The organism is Pseudomonas sp. GV105, from assembly GCF_003058185.1.
GTDB classification, from domain to species: Bacteria; Pseudomonadota; Gammaproteobacteria; order Pseudomonadales; family Pseudomonadaceae; genus Aquipseudomonas; species Aquipseudomonas veronii.
Window position 1 is genome coordinate 1 of record NZ_QBUF01000019.1, and the last position, 16,126, is coordinate 16,126.

16 protein-coding genes are annotated in these 16,126 nt (G+C 60.4%); 11 read left to right on the forward strand and 5 right to left on the reverse strand.

Annotated features, from left to right (window positions below; all coding sequences use genetic code 11):
* A partial coding sequence (locus tag C8K66_RS27715) for a type VI secretion IcmF C-terminal domain-containing protein (RefSeq protein ID WP_305891089.1) occupies window positions 1-403 on the forward strand: 403 nt, incomplete at its 5' end.
* Window positions 404-435: 32 nt separating this feature from the next.
* Here the strand turns inward: C8K66_RS27715 and C8K66_RS27720 are convergent.
* Window positions 436-1,383 carry a DUF1853 family protein gene (locus C8K66_RS27720; protein ID WP_017848370.1) on the reverse strand — a complete coding sequence of 316 codons (948 nt, stop codon included), beginning with the start codon at window positions 1,381-1,383 and terminating at the stop codon, window positions 436-438.
* Between the two features lie 143 nt (window positions 1,384-1,526).
* On the opposite strand from C8K66_RS27720, the gene C8K66_RS27725 reads away from it, so the two are divergent.
* The 10 genes from C8K66_RS27725 to C8K66_RS27770 all read left to right on the forward strand — a co-directional run bounded on the left by C8K66_RS27725 (window position 1,527) and on the right by C8K66_RS27770 (window position 11,044).
* On the forward strand, window positions 1,527-2,417 hold the full coding sequence (locus tag C8K66_RS27725; RefSeq protein WP_003217892.1) for an NAD(+) kinase: 891 nt from the start codon (window positions 1,527-1,529) through the stop codon (window positions 2,415-2,417).
* The gene (locus C8K66_RS27730) at window positions 2,417-3,388 is read left to right on the forward strand and encodes a metallophosphoesterase (RefSeq protein ID WP_046383153.1); all 972 of its coding nucleotides are present in this window, start codon (window positions 2,417-2,419) and stop codon (window positions 3,386-3,388) included. Before C8K66_RS27725 ends, C8K66_RS27730 begins: the two co-directional genes overlap by 1 nt.
* Window positions 3,385-4,257: a rhomboid family intramembrane serine protease gene (locus C8K66_RS27735; RefSeq protein WP_017848372.1), complete on the forward strand. Its 873-nt coding sequence runs from the start codon at window positions 3,385-3,387 to the stop codon at window positions 4,255-4,257. Before C8K66_RS27730 ends, C8K66_RS27735 begins: the two co-directional genes overlap by 4 nt.
* A gap of 12 nt (window positions 4,258-4,269) precedes the next feature.
* Window positions 4,270-4,530, forward strand: coding sequence for a YeaC family protein (locus C8K66_RS27740; protein WP_017848373.1), 261 nt, complete (start codon window positions 4,270-4,272; stop codon window positions 4,528-4,530).
* Window positions 4,527-5,357 (forward strand): DUF2797 domain-containing protein, encoded by an 831-nt coding sequence (locus C8K66_RS27745; RefSeq protein WP_017848374.1) that lies wholly within the window; start codon window positions 4,527-4,529, stop codon window positions 5,355-5,357. Before C8K66_RS27740 ends, C8K66_RS27745 begins: the two co-directional genes overlap by 4 nt.
* A gap of 13 nt (window positions 5,358-5,370) precedes the next feature.
* Window positions 5,371-8,028: an aminopeptidase N gene (gene pepN / locus C8K66_RS27750; RefSeq protein WP_108526578.1), complete on the forward strand. Its 2,658-nt coding sequence runs from the start codon at window positions 5,371-5,373 to the stop codon at window positions 8,026-8,028.
* A 133-nt stretch (window positions 8,029-8,161) separates the two neighbouring features.
* On the forward strand, window positions 8,162-8,878 hold the full coding sequence (locus C8K66_RS27755; RefSeq protein ID WP_026140198.1) for a YafY family protein: 717 nt from the start codon (window positions 8,162-8,164) through the stop codon (window positions 8,876-8,878).
* A gap of 51 nt (window positions 8,879-8,929) precedes the next feature.
* Window positions 8,930-9,265 carry a nuclear transport factor 2 family protein gene (locus C8K66_RS27760; RefSeq protein WP_017848377.1) on the forward strand — a complete coding sequence of 112 codons (336 nt, stop codon included), beginning with the start codon at window positions 8,930-8,932 and terminating at the stop codon, window positions 9,263-9,265.
* 15 nt (window positions 9,266-9,280) lie between these two features.
* Entirely contained in the window at window positions 9,281-10,387 is a 1,107-nt protein-coding gene (zapE, locus tag C8K66_RS27765; protein WP_046483725.1) for a cell division protein ZapE, read from the forward strand.
* Between the two features lie 165 nt (window positions 10,388-10,552).
* Window positions 10,553-11,044 carry a GNAT family N-acetyltransferase gene (locus C8K66_RS27770; RefSeq protein ID WP_017848379.1) on the forward strand — a complete coding sequence of 164 codons (492 nt, stop codon included), beginning with the start codon at window positions 10,553-10,555 and terminating at the stop codon, window positions 11,042-11,044.
* Between the two features lie 101 nt (window positions 11,045-11,145).
* Here the strand turns inward: C8K66_RS27770 and C8K66_RS27775 are convergent, their stop codons facing one another.
* The 4 genes from C8K66_RS27775 to C8K66_RS30920 form a co-directional block, all read right to left on the reverse strand.
* Window positions 11,146-11,367, reverse strand: coding sequence for a hypothetical protein (locus tag C8K66_RS27775; protein WP_017848380.1), 222 nt, complete (start codon window positions 11,365-11,367; stop codon window positions 11,146-11,148).
* A 143-nt stretch (window positions 11,368-11,510) separates the two neighbouring features.
* Window positions 11,511-13,748 (reverse strand): TonB-dependent siderophore receptor, encoded by a 2,238-nt coding sequence (locus C8K66_RS27780; RefSeq protein WP_108526580.1) that lies wholly within the window; start codon window positions 13,746-13,748, stop codon window positions 11,511-11,513.
* Between the two features lie 128 nt (window positions 13,749-13,876).
* Entirely contained in the window at window positions 13,877-15,619 is a 1,743-nt protein-coding gene (locus C8K66_RS27785; RefSeq protein WP_079443636.1) for a phosphoethanolamine transferase CptA, read from the reverse strand.
* Between the two features lie 152 nt (window positions 15,620-15,771).
* Window positions 15,772-15,948 carry a DUF6026 family protein gene (locus tag C8K66_RS30920; RefSeq protein WP_155678519.1) on the reverse strand — a complete coding sequence of 59 codons (177 nt, stop codon included), beginning with the start codon at window positions 15,946-15,948 and terminating at the stop codon, window positions 15,772-15,774.
* Between the last annotated feature and the right edge of the window lie 178 nt (window positions 15,949-16,126).

Consider the following 16,126-nt stretch of genomic DNA (forward strand, 5'->3'; position numbering starts at 1 on the left):
GAGCTTTGAACTGCAAGGCAAACCCGTGCGCGACGTGGTGCAAACCACCTTCATCCTCAACGGCGACCGGCACCAGTACTTCAACCAGAAAGAAAACTGGCAGCGTTTCAACTGGCCGGGGCGCAGCGACTATCCCGGCGTGAGCCTCAGCTGGACCAGCGTACATGCCGGCGAGCGGCTATTTGGCGACTACCCCGGCACCTGGGGCCTGATCCGCCTGCTGGAAAACGCCCAGGTCACGCCATTGGACGACGGCAACAGCCGCTACCGCCTGGCCCTCAAGGCGCCCGACGGCCTGAGCCTGACGTGGCACCTGCGCACCGAACTGGATGCGGGGCCGCTGGCGTTGCTCAAGCTGCGTGATTTCAGGTTGCCGCAACAGATATTTCTCAATGAGGGCTGAGCCTTCGAGTCGGTGAGACCGCTCCTTGCAGGTCAGGGAGTGCCCGGTACATTCGGCCAAAGATCCGCCACCAGAAACAACCGCTCGGCTTCCTCCCACTCCTCGCCGTTCTGAACCAGTCGCACCAGCAACTGAGCCGGTGCCATCGGTGCCAGGTCCGCCAGCCATTCCAGCATCTGTTCTTCGCTCCACACCGCTTCTGCCTGGTAATGCGCTGGTGCCAGCCACGCATGTCGGGGCAAGGGCTGCCAGCGGCCGGGCGCGCTGGCGCTGACAAAGTCCCGCCAATCACGCTGATGCAGCCAGCGCCCACGCAAATGCTGCGGGTGAGCGCCATAGGGCGGTTCAGCCTGGCCAGGCCAGGGGTAAAGCAAATAGCCGCCGAGCCACAAGTGTGCATCGAACTGCGCGATACCCAGCGCGGCCAACACCTCGCGGCTCTCCGGTCGTGCCGAAATCGGCAACTGATGCTGGGCCAGGTGCGCCAGCTTGCGATCCAGCCGATCATGACAGCCCGGACCCAGCCACTGCGCGGTGTCCTGGCCATTGCCGTCCTGCGGGCCGAGGTAGAGTTTGATCGCCAGTTCCAGGTGATGCACGCCCTCGCGGTCGCGCAGCAGCATGTCCAGTTCGCCCAGGGTATGCCCGGCGCGGCGGATCGGCAGGTTGGCTGCCAGCAGTTCCACTCCCGGCGCATGCTGCACGGCGAACTGCCACAGGCGTTCGTAGTAGAGGCCCAGGCGTCGGGTGCGCGCCAGGTTCAGCCAATGCTGTAGGGGGGTGCTGTCCTGGTCCAATTGCCGCAGCCAGTGTTCGAGACGGTCGGGCGCCTGTACCCAGTCGCTGCCGGCCAGCGGATGGCGTTGCGGCCACGGCGTTTGCGCGAGCATCGGTGGGGCGAGCATCACCCACGCCAGGTCGCGCACCTCGGGATGGCGCAGTTGGCGGGGCAGGTTGTGCAAGTCGGGGAACACGGTCATGGTCCGAGCATAGCCTTTTACACAGGGGAGGGTGGCTGAGAAGCGTTGTCATCAAGGCTTCACGGCGACAAAGGATTTTGCCTGACGCGGCCTTTCGCCCATAATCGTTCTTTTTTGCCACACCCCAATCCCGCAGGAGCCCCATGGAGCAATTTCGCAATATCGGCATTATCGGTCGCCTGGGCAGTACCCAGGTGTTGGACACCGTCCGCCGGCTGAAAAAGTTTCTGCTCGAGCGCCACCTGCATGTGATCCTCGAAGACACCATCGCCGAAATCCTCCCGGGTCATGGCCTGCAAACCTCGTCGCGCAAGATGCTCGGTGAAGTCTGTGACATGGTGATTGTGGTCGGCGGCGACGGCAGCCTGCTGGGCGCCGCACGGGCGCTCGCGCGGCATAACGTGCCGGTGCTGGGGATCAACCGTGGTAGCCTGGGGTTCCTGACCGATATTCGTCCCGATGAGCTGGAAGTCGAAGTGGCCAAGGTGCTCGACGGCCATTACCTGGTGGAGAACCGCTTCCTGCTGCAAGCTGAAGTGCGCCGCCACGGCGAAGCCATCGGCCAGGGCGACGCCCTCAACGATGTCGTGCTGCACCCCGGCAAATCCACGCGGATGATCGAATTCGAGCTGTATATCGACGGCCAGTTCGTGTGCAGTCAAAAGGCCGATGGCCTGATCGTCGCCACGCCCACCGGCTCCACCGCTTATGCGCTGTCGGCGGGCGGCCCGATCATGCACCCCAAGCTCGACGCCATTGTGATCGTGCCGATGTACCCCCATATGTTGTCCAGCCGGCCGATTGTGGTCGATGGCAACAGTGAGTTGAAAATCGTGGTTTCCAAAGACATGCAGATTTACCCGCAAGTCTCCTGCGACGGGCAGAACCATTTCACCTGCGCCCCCGGTGACACCATCACCGTGAGTAAAAAAGCGCAGAAGCTGCGGCTGATCCACCCGCTGGACCACAATTACTATGAAGTGTGCCGCACCAAGTTGGGCTGGGGCAGCCGCTTGGGGGGTGGAGGCGACTGATGCTCGATCCCGCGCGTAGCTACGACCTGATTGGTGATGTGCATGGTTGCGCCCACACCCTTGAGCACCTGCTCGACCAGTTGGGCTACCACAAGCACGCTGGCACCTGGCGCCACCCGTCGCGCATGGCGGTGTTCCTCGGCGATATCATCGACCGTGGCCCGCGGATTCGCGAGGCGCTGCACATTGTCCACGACATGACCGAGGCCGGGCAGGCGCTGTGCATCATGGGCAACCATGAGTTCAACGCCCTGGGCTGGGCCACGCCCGCGCCACCGGGCAGCGGCAAGCAGTTCGTGCGCGAGCACACCCCGCGGCATGAGCGCTTGATCCACGAGACCCTGACCCAATTCGAGGATCACCCGGCCGATTGGCACGACTTCCTCGGCTGGTTCTATGACATGCCGCTGTTCGTCGACGCCGGGCGTTTCCGTGTGGTGCATGCGTGCTGGGATGACGGGTTTATCCAGCCGCTGCGCGCGACTTTTCCCGATGGCTGTATCGATCAGCATTTCCTGCAGGCCGCCGCCGTGCCGGGCAGCTTCGCCTGCAATGCCTTTGACCGCCTGTTGCGCGGCACCGACATGCGTCTGCCGGACGGTTTGACCCTGACCGGCGGCGACGGCCTGACACGCTCGTTCTTCCGCACCAAGTTCTGGGAAGAAGACCCGAAAACCTACGGCGACATCGTGTTCCAACCCGACGCGTTGCCGGAGCCCGTGGCGCGCACACCGTTGTCGTCTTCTGAAAAAAACTCCCTGCTGCGCTACGGCGTCGACGAGCCTGTGCTGTTCGTCGGGCATTACTGGCGCAGTGGCAAACCGGCGCCGATCCGTCCGAACCTGGCCTGCCTGGACTACAGCGCGGTGCTGTACGGCAAGCTGGTGGCGTACCGACTGGATCAGGAAACCCGCCTCGATCCGCATAAATTCGTATGGGTCGACGTTGAGCGCCCCGAGGTGATTACATGAGTGCCGTGCCCGTATTACGCTTGCCGCTGAGCGTCGACCTGGGCGGTTTCGTCAAACTGCTGCAACGCATGCAGGTGCCCCATCGCGTCAGTGAAGAAGCGGGCGAGCAGGTGTTGTGGGTGCCCGAGACCATCAGCGACGACGTGCGCGTCTTGTATCAACGTTTTCCGGCCGGCGATCCGGACCAGCAACTGGATATTCCGGAGCAGGCGGCGGTCACGCGTCCGGGGTTTGTTCAGCAAGTGCGCCATAGCCCGGTGACAGCGCTGGTGTTGCTGGCGAGCCTGATCGTCGGCGCGGTGACCTTGCTCGGTGAAAACCTGCAAGCGATGAGCTGGCTGACCTTCCTGCCGTTCCGGGTGATGGGTGAGTACATCCAGTTCACGCCGCTGGCCGACACCTTGGCCTCGGGCCAGTGGTGGCGGCTGGTCACGCCGATGCTGATCCACTTCGGCATCCTGCACCTGGCCATGAATGGCATGTGGTACTGGGAGCTGGGGCGGCGTATTGAAGCGCGCCAGGGCAGTATCAACCTGCTGGGGCTGACGCTGTTGTTCAGCCTGGCCTCCAATTTCGCTCAATACCTGTATGGCGGCCCCGGCCTGTTTGGTGGCTTGTCCGGCGTCTTGTATGGGCTGCTGGGGCATTGCTGGATCTATCAACTCATCTCGCCCAACCCGGCTTATCGCCTGCCCCGTGGGGTGCTGGTGATGATGCTGGTGTGGTTGGTGCTGTGCCTGTCGGGGCTGGTCTCGATGATCGGTTTCGGCGAAATCGCCAATGCCGCCCATGTCGGCGGCCTGGCCATCGGTTGCCTGACCGGCTTGTTGGGCGGTTTATACAGTCGTCGCAAATCCACTATTCGTTAAGGAAGAGCCTGAATGTCCTCTTTTGCTGAAATGATCGAAAACATCACCCCGGACATCTACCGGAGCCTCAAGCTCGCCGTGGAAATCGGCAAATGGTCCGATGGCCGCAAGCTCACCGCCGAGCAGCGGGAGCTGTCGCTGCAAGCGATGATCGCCTGGGAGATCCAGAACCTGCCGGAAGACCAGCGCACCGGCTACATGGGAACGCAGGAGTGTGAATCGAAGTCGACCACGGTGCCGAACATCCTGTTCAAGTCGGACGCGATCCATTGATTGAAATCGGTCGCGGTGCAGTCAGCAAAATGTCGGCGCAACTCGGTGAGCCGACCGTTCAATATGCGTTTCGTCTGGGCGATACCGAGGTGCCGGTCAACCCGTTGATCGGTACCCATGTGCGCCTGGAGTACCTGGGTGCGATCCATTGCAGCCATTGCGGCCGCAAGACCAAGACCAGCTTCAGCCAGGGTTATTGCTACCCGTGCATGACCAAGCTGGCTCAGTGCGACCTGTGCATCATGAGTCCCGAGCGTTGTCATTACGCCGCCGGCACCTGCCGTGATCCGGCGTGGGGCGAGCAGTTCTGCATGACCGACCATGTGGTCTACCTGGCCAATTCGTCGGGGATCAAGGTCGGCATCACCCGCGCCACCCAATTGCCCACGCGTTGGCTCGACCAGGGCGCCAGCCAGGCGCTGCCGATCGTGCGGGTGTCCACGCGCCAGCAGTCCGGTTTCGTCGAAGACCTGTTCCGCAGCCAGGTCGCCGACAAGACCAACTGGCGTGCCTTGCTCAAGGGCGATGCACAATCGGTTGACCTCAAGCAGGTGCGCGATGAGTTGTTCGCGTCTTGCGCCGAGGGCTTGGCGAGTTTGCAGGAACGCTTTGGCCTACAAGCCATCCAAACGATTGCCGACATCGAACCGATCGAAATCCGTTACCCGATCGAGCAGTATCCGACCAAGATCGTCAGCTTCAACCTGGACAAGAACCCGATTGCCGAAGGCACGCTGCTGGGGATCAAGGGCCAATACCTGATCTTCGACACCGGGGTCATCAATATTCGCAAGTACACGGCCTACCAGCTCGCCGTGCATCAGTAAAAGGATGCCACCCATGCGTACCGAACAACCGAAGATGATTTACCTGAAGGACTATCAGGCGCCGGACTACCTGATCGACGAGACGCACCTGACCTTCGAGTTGTTCGAGGACCACAGCCTGGTCCACGCGCAACTGGTGATGCGCCGTAACCCCGCACGTGGCGCCGGCTTGCCGCCGCTGGTGCTGGACGGTCAGCAGCTCGAACTGTTGAGCGTGAACCTGGCTGACCGGGAATTGACGGACGCTGACTACCAGTTGACCGACAGCCACCTGACCGTGCATCCCACGAGTGAGACCTTCACCCTCGACACCAGCGTCAAGATCCACCCCGAAACCAACACGGCCCTCGAAGGCTTGTACAAGTCCGGCGGCATGTTCTGCACCCAGTGCGAGGCCGAAGGGTTCCGCAAGATCACTTACTACCTCGACCGTCCGGATGTGATGAGTACCTTCACCACCACCGTGATCGCCGAGCAACACAGCTACCCGGTGCTGCTGTCCAACGGCAACCCGATTGCCAGCGGTCCTGGCGAAGACGGCCGCCACTGGGCGACCTGGGAAGACCCGTTCAAGAAGCCGGCGTACCTGTTCGCGCTGGTGGCCGGTGATTTGTGGTGTGTCGAAGACCGCTTCACCACCATGACCAACCGTTCCGTGGCGCTGCGTATCTATGTCGAGCCGGAAAATATCGACAAGTGCCAGCACGCCATGACCAGCCTGAAAAAATCCATGCGCTGGGATGAAGAAACCTACGGCCGCGAGTACGACCTCGACATCTTCATGATCGTCGCGGTCAACGACTTCAACATGGGTGCCATGGAGAACAAGGGCCTCAACATCTTCAACTCCAGCGCCGTGCTGGCCCGCGCCGAAACCGCCACCGATGCCGCGCATCAGCGGGTTGAGGCTATCGTCGCGCATGAATACTTCCACAACTGGTCGGGCAACCGCGTGACCTGCCGCGACTGGTTCCAACTGTCGCTCAAGGAAGGCTTCACCGTGTTCCGCGACTCGGGCTTCTCTGCGGACATGAACTCAGCCACGGTCAAGCGCATTCAGGATGTGGCGTACCTGCGCACTCATCAGTTCGCCGAAGACGCCGGCCCGATGGCCCATGCCGTGCGCCCGGAAAGTTTTATCGAGATCTCCAACTTCTACACCCTGACCGTGTACGAAAAGGGCTCGGAAGTGGTCGGTATGATCCACACCTTGCTCGGCGCCGAAGGCTTCCGCAAAGGCAGCGACCTCTATTTCGAGCGTCATGACGGTCAGGCCGTGACCTGCGACGACTTCATCAAGGCCATGGAAGACGCCAACGGTGCCGACCTCAGCCAGTTCAAGCGCTGGTACAGCCAGGCCGGTACGCCGCGCTTGGCGGTGAGTGATTCCTACGATGCTGCGGCCAAAACCTACAGCCTGACTTTCCGCCAAAGCTGCCCGGAAACCCCGGACAAAGTGGAAAAGCTGCCGTTCGTGATTCCAGTGGCATTGGGCCTGCTGGACGGCAAGGGCGCCGCTGTCGCGTTGCGCCTGGCCGGTGAGGCAAGTGCTGCCGGTACGTCCCGCGTGATTTCGGTGACCGAGGCCGAGCAGACCTTTACCTTCGTCGATATCAACGAACAGCCGCTGCCTTCGCTGCTGCGCGGTTTCTCGGCGCCGGTGAAACTGAGCTTCGCGTACACCCGTGATCAGTTGATGTTCCTGATGCAGCACGACAGCGACGGGTTCAATCGCTGGGATGCCGGCCAGCAACTGTCGGTGCAGGTGTTGCAGGAGCTGATTGGCCAGTACCAGGCGGGTCAGCCGCTGAAGCTGGATCAGCGCCTGATCGACGCTCTGCGCACGGTATTGAGCGACGAAAGCCTGGACCAGGCGATGGTCGCCGAAATGCTCTCGTTGCCGGGTGAGGCCTACCTGACGGAAATCAGCGAAGTGGCCGACGTCGACGCCATTCATGCCGCCCGTGAATTCGCCCGCAAGCAACTGGCCGACCAGTTGTTCGACGGCTTGTGGCTGCGCTACCAGGCCAACCGCGAACTCTCCAAGCAAACCCCGTATGTAGCGGCTGCCGAGCACTTTGCCCGGCGTGCCTTGCAGAACATTGCGCTGTCGTACCTGATGCTCAGCGGCAAGCCGCAAGTGCTGGCGGCAACGTTGGACCAGTTCGACACCAGCGACAACATGACTGAACGCCTGACTGCGTTGGCGGTGTTGGTGAATTCGCCGTTCGAGGCGGAAAAAGCCAAGGCCTTGGCAGTGTTTGCCGAGAACTTCAAGGACAACCCGCTGGTCATGGACCAGTGGTTCAGCGTGCAGGCTGGCAGCGTGTTGCCGGGCGGGCTGGCGCGGGTCAAGGCGTTGATGGAACATCCGGCGTTCACCATCAAGAACCCGAACAAAGTGCGTGCACTGGTGGGCGCGTTTGCCGGGCAGAACCTGATCAACTTCCACGCCGCGGACGGCTCGGGCTATCGTTTCCTGGCGGACCTGGTGATTCAGTTGAACGGCTTCAACCCGCAGATCGCCTCGCGCCAATTGGCGCCGTTGACCCGCTGGCGCAAATACGACAGCGCGCGGCAGGCGCTGATGAAGGCGGAACTGGAACGTATTCGAGCTTCCGGTGAGCTGTCGAGCGATGTGTTCGAGGTGGTCAGCAAGAGCCTTGCGTAAACCACGCAATTAAAAAAACGGCCGACAGGCCGTTTTTTTTCGTCCCGGATAATCGGCGGCCGAGCGGCTGCTGACATTTTCTGACAGGGTGCTCTGATAAGCTGTGCCACTTTCTTTTTTTGATGGGCTCAACGTGTCGCGTACCACTCGTCTACTGACTTTGCTCCAGGCTCTGCGGGGCAAGAAACGTCCGGTGACCGCTGCTGTACTGGCGGCGCAGTTGGAGGTGTCCGAGCGCACGCTGTATCGCGACATCGCCGAATTGACCGCGCTGGGCGCACCGATTTTTGGCGAGGCCGGAGTTGGGTATGTGTTGCGCAGCGGGCTGTTTTTACCGCCCTTGATGCTCAATGCCGAGGAAACCGAAGCCATCGTGCTTGGTCTGCGCTATGTGGATCAGCGTGGCGACGATGTCTTGAGCCATGCCGCGGCCAACGCCTTGGCAAAAATTGCCGACGTGCTGGACCCCGCCGCCCAGGAAGCGTTACGCAACCCGACGCTGCTACCTGGCCCGCCAGGGTTCGGCTACCCGGAAAACCGCGTACCGCTCAATGTGTTTCGCGAAGCCATTCGCAACCAGGCCAAGCTGCACATCGATTACGCCGACGCGAGCCAGACCCAGAGCCAGCGGCTGATCTGGCCCCTGGCGCTGGGTTTTCTCAATGAGGTGCGGGTGATCGTAGCCTGGTGCGAACTGCGAGACGCGTATCGCACCTTTCGCACCGATCGCGTGGCTGCCGCTGAGTCCCGCGGCGAGCGCTATCCGGGGCGCCGCAGTGATTGGTTGCGGGGCTGGCGCAAGTTGATGGAGCAGCAGCATTCCTCGCCGTTCACTCCTGACAAAAACTGACACAGCCCTGGTTTAGCATGGCGTCATAAATCATCACAAAGGAGCTGTGCCATGTCCCACGCTGATCTGGCCCCGGCCATCGCCGCCTACATTGCGGCAACCAATGCCTGCGACACTTCGGCCGTCGCCCATTGTTTTGCTGACGACGCCAACGTGTTCGATGAGGGCGCGCATCAGGTCGGCACCGCCGCCATCGCACGTTGGATGGAAGACACCGCGCAGCGTTATCAGCCCAGGGTCGAAGTGCTCAACGTGCAGCATCGCACCGGCAAGGTATTGGTCAGCAATGTGGTTTCCGGCAACTTCCCCGGCAGCCCGCTGGAGCTGCGCTACACCTTTCGCTTGAACGAACAGGGCAAGATTTCACGGTTGGATATCTCCTTGTAAGTCATAATGGCGCGCATGACTTTCGACTCGCCGCTCGCCGCTTATCAATACGCCACCACCCAACTGGGCTTCGTCGCCGACGATGCCCAGCGCCGTGCGGTGGATGCCCTGCAGACCTGCCACCAAGCCTTGCACCAAGGGCGCTCGCCGATTCTCGGGGTTTACCTCTGGGGCCCGGTGGGCCGGGGTAAAACCTGGCTGATGGACCAGTTTTACCTGAGCCTGCGCGTGCCGGCGCGGCGCCAGCATTTCCATCACTTCATGGGTTGGGTACACCAGCGTTCGTTCCAGCTCACCGGCACCCATGACCCGTTGCAAGCGCTGGCCCGTGAGCTGGCCCAAGAGGTGCGCGTGCTGTGTTTTGACGAGTTGTTCGTCAGTGACATCGGTGATGCAATTATCCTTGGCCGTTTGTTCCAGGTGATGTTCGAAGAAGGCGTGGTGATGGTCTGCACCTCCAATCAACCGCCCGAACAGCTTTACGCCGGTGGCTTCAATCGCGAGCGTTTCCTGCCGGGCATTGCGGCGATCAAGCAGCACATGCAAGTGGTGGCGGTGGACGGTGGTGAAGACCATCGCTTGCACCCGGGTGTCGGCGTGCAACGTTATTGGGTCGATCAGCCGGATGCGCTGGCGGCGGTGTTCGAGCAATTGAGCGAAGGCCAAGCGGTGCGCCATGGCCCGATCAGTGTCGGTCATCGCTGCATCGTGGCGGTGCAGGCCAGCGACACGGTGTTGTGGTGCCGGTATGCCGACCTGTGCGAGCAACCTTTGGCAGCGATGGATTTCATGCTGCTGTGTGATCGTTTCAAGGCGATCCTGTTGGGTGAGGTCCCCAACCTGAGTGCACAAAAGCGACCGGGACGGATTGCCCGAGGCACCGAGGACGGTGTCCAGCGAGTAGCGGCCGGTGATCGCGAATTGCCCGAGTTGTCAGTACACGATGACAGCGTGCGGCGCTTTATCGCCCTGGTGGATGAATGCTACGACCGCAAGGTGCCGCTGTTCATCGAGGCTAAAGTGCCGTTGGAAAGCCTCTACACCGAAGGCTATCTGGAATTCCCTTTCCGACGAACCTTGAGTCGCTTGCAGGAAATGCAATTGCAGCGCTTTGGGGGGTAGGAAAAAGCCTGGTGCAAGTCCTATGGCTGCTTTTGATGTGGGTAACCTTCGCGCCTTCTGGCAGCTATTTGTAGTTAATCTCCTTCATCTAGCGCCTGCTCCACGCTTACAATCGTCCTCCTCAAAGGGAACTGATTCCCTTGTTTGTCGTTATCGAGGACGGAAATGGATACCCCTGAAATCCTGGTGCTGCAAGCCAGCTACACTAATCCTGTGCATGCCGAGGCCATTGCCCTGCTGCTCAATCATTACGCTGAAGACCCAATGGGGGGCGGCCACAGCCTGCCCGCCGACCTGTTGCAACAACTGCCGGCTGAACTGGCCAAGCGCCCGCATGCGTTCAGTGTCCTGGCATTCGTGGGCGGCGAGCCTGCGGGATTGGTCAATTGCTTTGAAGGGTTTTCCACCTTCGCCTGTCGTCCGCTGGTCAATGTCCACGATGTCGCCGTGATGAATCGGTTCCGGGGCCTGGGGCTGAGCCAGAAAATGCTGCAGAAGGTCGAGGAAATCGCCCGTCAGCGTGGCTGCTGCAAGATCACCTTGGAAGTGCTCGAGGGCAATGCTGTGGCGCAGTCGGCGTACCGCAAGTTCGGTTTTGACGACTCGGTATTTGATCCGGCCCATGGGCGTATGTTGTTCTGGAACAAACCACTGTAATAAGGCACAGGCAAAAAAAAGGCGCCATTGAATGGCGCCAAGTTAACCTTTGCCAACAGAGCGGGTTGGCACAGGGTGATGCGAGTTAAATAAAAGTTAACTTAACTTTTAGGTTGTGCCTCGGTGCTGGATTGATCAGCTGTGTCGCGCTTTAAAGTTTTACCGTCAGCGGAGGCAGTTTGTTCATTGCTGCCGTGGAATTTCTGCTGCGTGAAGGTGAAGTTATTGTAGAACTCCTTCGAGCGCTCCGAGCCGCCTTCTGCAAAAGCCGCCGCGGAAGTCAGGGTCAGCAGGCCGGCAAGCATCAAAATCGAGGGTTTCATCAAGGTGTTCCCATTCAGTGTGGTCGGTATCCGCTCGGTCCTTGATCAGATTCATGGGGCGATTGTGCGGGCAGCTTATTAAGTGGGTATTAACGTGGGGAACTCCCGAAGTTAACAATGTTGTTAACTTCGGTGGAGGCTGGTTAGAGTTTCCAGTCGAGTGCCAAGGTTATCGAGCGCGGGTCGCCCCAGTACACGCCATTATAAAAGCCGACGCGTTCATAATATTTTTCATCGAATAGATTATTGACGTTAACCGAAGCCGAAACATGCTCGTCGAACTGGTAGCGCGACATCAGGTTGACCACGGTATAGGCCTGTTGGGTGATCTTGGTGGATTCGGTGAGCAGGTAACCCTCTTGGTCCCGGCCGCCGATCGGCCGCTCGGCGAAGTCGTAGAAGTCGCTCTGCCAGTTCACCGCGCCGCCCACCGTCAACCCGCGCCATTCGCCCGGTAAACGATAGGCTGTCGACACCTTCAGCATATTCATCGGCTGGCCGGTGTTGTTGCGTTGTTTATCGCCGTTGAGCGAATGGGTGTAGGTGTAGCCCGCCGTGAGGTTCCAGTCCGGCATGACTTCGCCGGACACCTCCACTTCAAAGCCCTGCACCTTGTTGCCCTTGCCACCGGATTTGTAGAACTGCTCGCGGGTGATCGGGTCCGGCGGGGCCGCATTGTCGAGTTCGGCGACGTTATCCTGGGTGCTCCAGAAATACGCGGTGGCCAGGTTCAAACGTTCGTTGAGCAGGCTGCCCTTGAGGCCGATTTCGTAGTTACTGCCGACCACTGGTTCGAGGTACTGCTTGCTGGCGTTGCGCTCGTCCTGCGGGTTGAAGATGTCGGTGTAGCTGGCGTACACCGTGTATTCCGGCGTCAGGTCGTAGAGCAGGCCCGCGTAAGGTGTCCACATGTCTGTGTGGGTCTGGCTGGATTTGCTTGAGGCGGTCAATTGATTGTCGAGGTTGTACGTGGGCGAGGCGCTTTCGATTTCCCAGCTGCCATAGCGGCTGCCCAGTACCGCATGCAGCGTGTCGGTCAAGCTCAAGCGTGTGGCGAGGTAGCCGGCCTTTTGTTTTTTGCTGCTGTGTTCGCCCTTGAGGCCGGTGGTGCGGTCGGGGAACTTGCCGATGCCGCCCATGTGTTTCCAGTCTTCGATGGTCTCGTAGCCTTGGGGCGTTGCAAAACGTTGGAAGGGTGACGTGTCGCGCTGCTCGGATTCGCCATAACCCAGCATCAACGCATGCTCGCGCCCCAACAGCGCGTAGGTGCCGGCCAGGTTGAAGTCGACCACATCCATTTTCGAGGTGCCGACCATCTGGTTGGTCCAGGCCGTCATGCCGCTGCCATCGGCATTCGGAAAACCGGCGCCGCCGTAATACACCTTGCCGTCGGTATCGCTTTGCCGATGGGTGTAGGCGGCTTTCAGGCGCCAGTCCGTCGCCAGCGTGTGATCGATGGAGGCGAAGGTGGTCTTGTCCTTCAGGGGCCAGGAGCTCCAGTCGGCCGCGAGGTTGGCCGAGCGCGACAGGCGGGCCTTGCTGCCGTCGCTGTTCCAGTAGGGCAGGGTGCCCCAGGAGCTGCCTTGCACGTGCTTGTTCTGGTAGTCGAAGCCGACGGCTACCACGGTGTCGTCCGTCAGGTCGGCCTCCAGAATGCCGTAGCCGACTTCCCGTTGCAGCGCGTAGTTGTCGCGAAAGGATTGGCTGTCACGGTAAGCCATCACCGTGCGCCCGCGCAGCCGTCCGTCAAAGGCCAGCGGGCCGCCCACATCCAGGTAGCTGTAGTAGTTGTCATGGCTGGCGCCGCTGACGCCGGTCTTGGCTTGCCATTGCGCGGTCGGGCGCTTGCGGATCATGTTGACGGTCGCCGAGGGGTCGCCTGCGCCGGTCGTCAGGCCGGTGGCGCCGCGTACTACTTCGATACGGTCGTAGATGATGGTGTCCGAGTCGGACTTCATGCGCCCGAACGTATTGAGCATGCCGTCCACCTGGAAGTTATTGATCGAATAACCCCTGGAGGAATACCCGGCCCGGTCCGAATCCAGATGCTGGACCGTCACGCCGGTGGTCTGGCGCAAAGCGTCGGTCAGGGTATTGAGATTGAAATCGTCCATCTGTTGGCGGGTGACCACCGAAATGGATTGAGGCGTTTCCTTGATCGACAGGTTCAGCCGGGTGGCGGTACTCATCGAGCCGGTGGTATAGGCCCCTGTGTGCTCGGTATTGGCGCCCAGGCCTTCGGCGCTGATGTGGGTGCTGCCCAGCTCCAGCGCGGTGGCGGGTGTCTGTTCGGGGTCGGTTTCAGCCAGCAGTTCCGGGCTCAGCGCCAGGCTGAACAGGCCGAGGGTAACGGTCATGGAACGGGTAAAGGGCGCGAACATCGCGGAAGACTCCTTGTCGTCTTTGCGGCCTTCTCAGTATGAAAAGGCCTTGGCTCAAAGACGAAAGGAGGCGTGGAACTTTAGGTGTAAACGAGAATGATTGTTATCGTTCTGTTACAAGGCGGTATTTACTTGAGCACCACGTCGGCGTTTTCGGCCGTCTTCGGTTTGATCAGGCTAAAGTCGATCAGCGCTTTCTGCTGGCGCTCATAGGGGTTGCCGATCAACAGCGGGCGCGGTTTGAAGCTGTCGCTGACCAGGCTTTTGCTGTGGTCCAGCTCATCGAAATTCAGGCCGGCCAAGTCGGCCCAGGTGTGGATCAGCTGCGAGCTGCTGTAGGGCCGTTGCAGGTCGCCGGCAAATTTCCAGTCGTGGGTTTCGCGCCATTTCGGTGAGGCGTAGGCCATGAACGGGATGGTGTACATCGGCGCCGTCGGCTTGCCTTCGTTGCGGCCCAGGGTGGTGTGGCCGGCGGAGTCGAATACGTCTTCACCGTGGTCCGACAGGTACAGCAGGAAACCGTTGGGGTCGGTCTTGGCGTAGTCCTTGATCAGGCTCGACACCACGAAGTCGTTGTACAGCACCGCGTTGTCGTAGCTGTTGTAGATCGGCAACTGGGCATCGGTGATAGCGTCCGGAACACCCTGGCGATCGGTGAACTTCTCGAAGGTTGGCGGATAGCGGTACTGGTAGCTCATGTGCGTGCCCAGCAGGTGGACCACGATGAGCTTGCGCTCGGCGGGGTCGGTCAGGGCCTTGGCGAATGGCGCCAGCACGTCACCGTCGTATTGGCGGGCGTTCTGGTTGCGGTTGTTGTTCAGGTAGACCTGCTCGTCGGCCTGTTCGGAAAAGGTCGTGAGCATGGTGTTGCGCTTGGTCATGGTCTGCTGGTTGGTGATCCAGAAGGTCTTGTAACCGGCCTGTTTCATCACGCTGACAATCGACGGCGTCTTGAGGTACAGGTCCGGGTTCTCTTCGTCGGCGAAGGTCAGCACCTGTTGCAGCGCTTCAATGGTGTAGGGGCGCGGGGTGATGACGTTGTCGAACACGGCCAACTGGTCACGCAGCTTGTCCAGCTCCGGCGTGGTATTGCGCGGGTAGCCATAGAGGCTCATGCGTTGGCGGTTGGTGGACTCGCCGATCACCAGCACCAGGGTCGAAGGCTGGCCGGCCATGCTGTCCTTGAGGTTTTTCAACGGCGGGATCTGGCTGGCGCTGGTCAGCATGCCTTGCATGTTGTCCAGTTGCTCGGTGTAGCGGCGGTAGGCGACGATCATCTGCCACGGCACGGCCGGCTCGATGCGGGTTTCAAAGCGGTCGATGGCCAGTTCCATGGTTTCGCTCGTGGCGATCTGCTTGACCAACGGGTAGCCGACGACGGCCAGCACAATGGCTACCGCTGCCAGTATCGACTGGCCGCGCGGCAGGTAAACCGGGCGCAAGCGCGTCCACAGGAAGATGGCGAAGGCGGTGTGGGCAATGAATGCCAGCACGATCCACCAGGCGAAATATTGGGTGGCGTATTCGCCCGCTTCAGAAATGTTCGACTCGAACATGATGAAGATGACGCTCTGGGAGAATTCCTGCTGATAGATGAAGAAATAACCCAGGCTGGCCATGGAGCAAGCCCACAGCACCACTCCGATCAAGGCGGCCAGCAGGCGAGTACGGCGCGGGAATAACAACATCGGCGCCAACCACAGCGCACTCATGAAGAAGGCTTGGCGAAAGCCACTGAAACCGGAAGTGCCGGTCAGTTGAATCAGCAGTTGGGTAATACCCGAGAAGTACCAGAAGAACAGGAACAGCCAACCCAGGCCGGCCCAATCAAAACCTTTCGCAGACGTAGTGCTGCGTTTGAACATCGCCATCCAGCGCTCCAACCCGATAATTTTTCAGCTGACGCGCAGGGACGCACGCAGCAGAGGCCGCCCTTGTGTAAGGCGGCCCTTCGGGCGCGAGTATCGTGAAGGAGATGTGAAAACTTTGTGAGTTTTTTGTAGGAGTTACCTTACAAAACCGCTCAGCAGAGGGCGGGCTGTGTGCTGGAAGGCTGATCCAGCTGGCCTTGCAGGTGCGAGCGCAGGCGCAAGACTTCCTGTTGCAGTTGGTCGCGTTCGGCCTTCAATTGGCGCAACTCGTCGCGACGGATGCTGACGTAGAGGGTCTGTGGCGGGCGGGTCATCTGTGCTGTGCTCATTGCTTACCTCGCAAATAGCCGGTAGATCGCGGTGCCGGAACGCATGATTGGAGGTTCTGGGCATCAGTCGGAAGCAATTCTGAATTCTTTTATGTATCAAGGGAACTTTTTTATTTTTGGCGGTCGTGTGACTTTTGCGGCGGTAATGGTGAAATGCTGGCTACTTTTTCTCATGAAA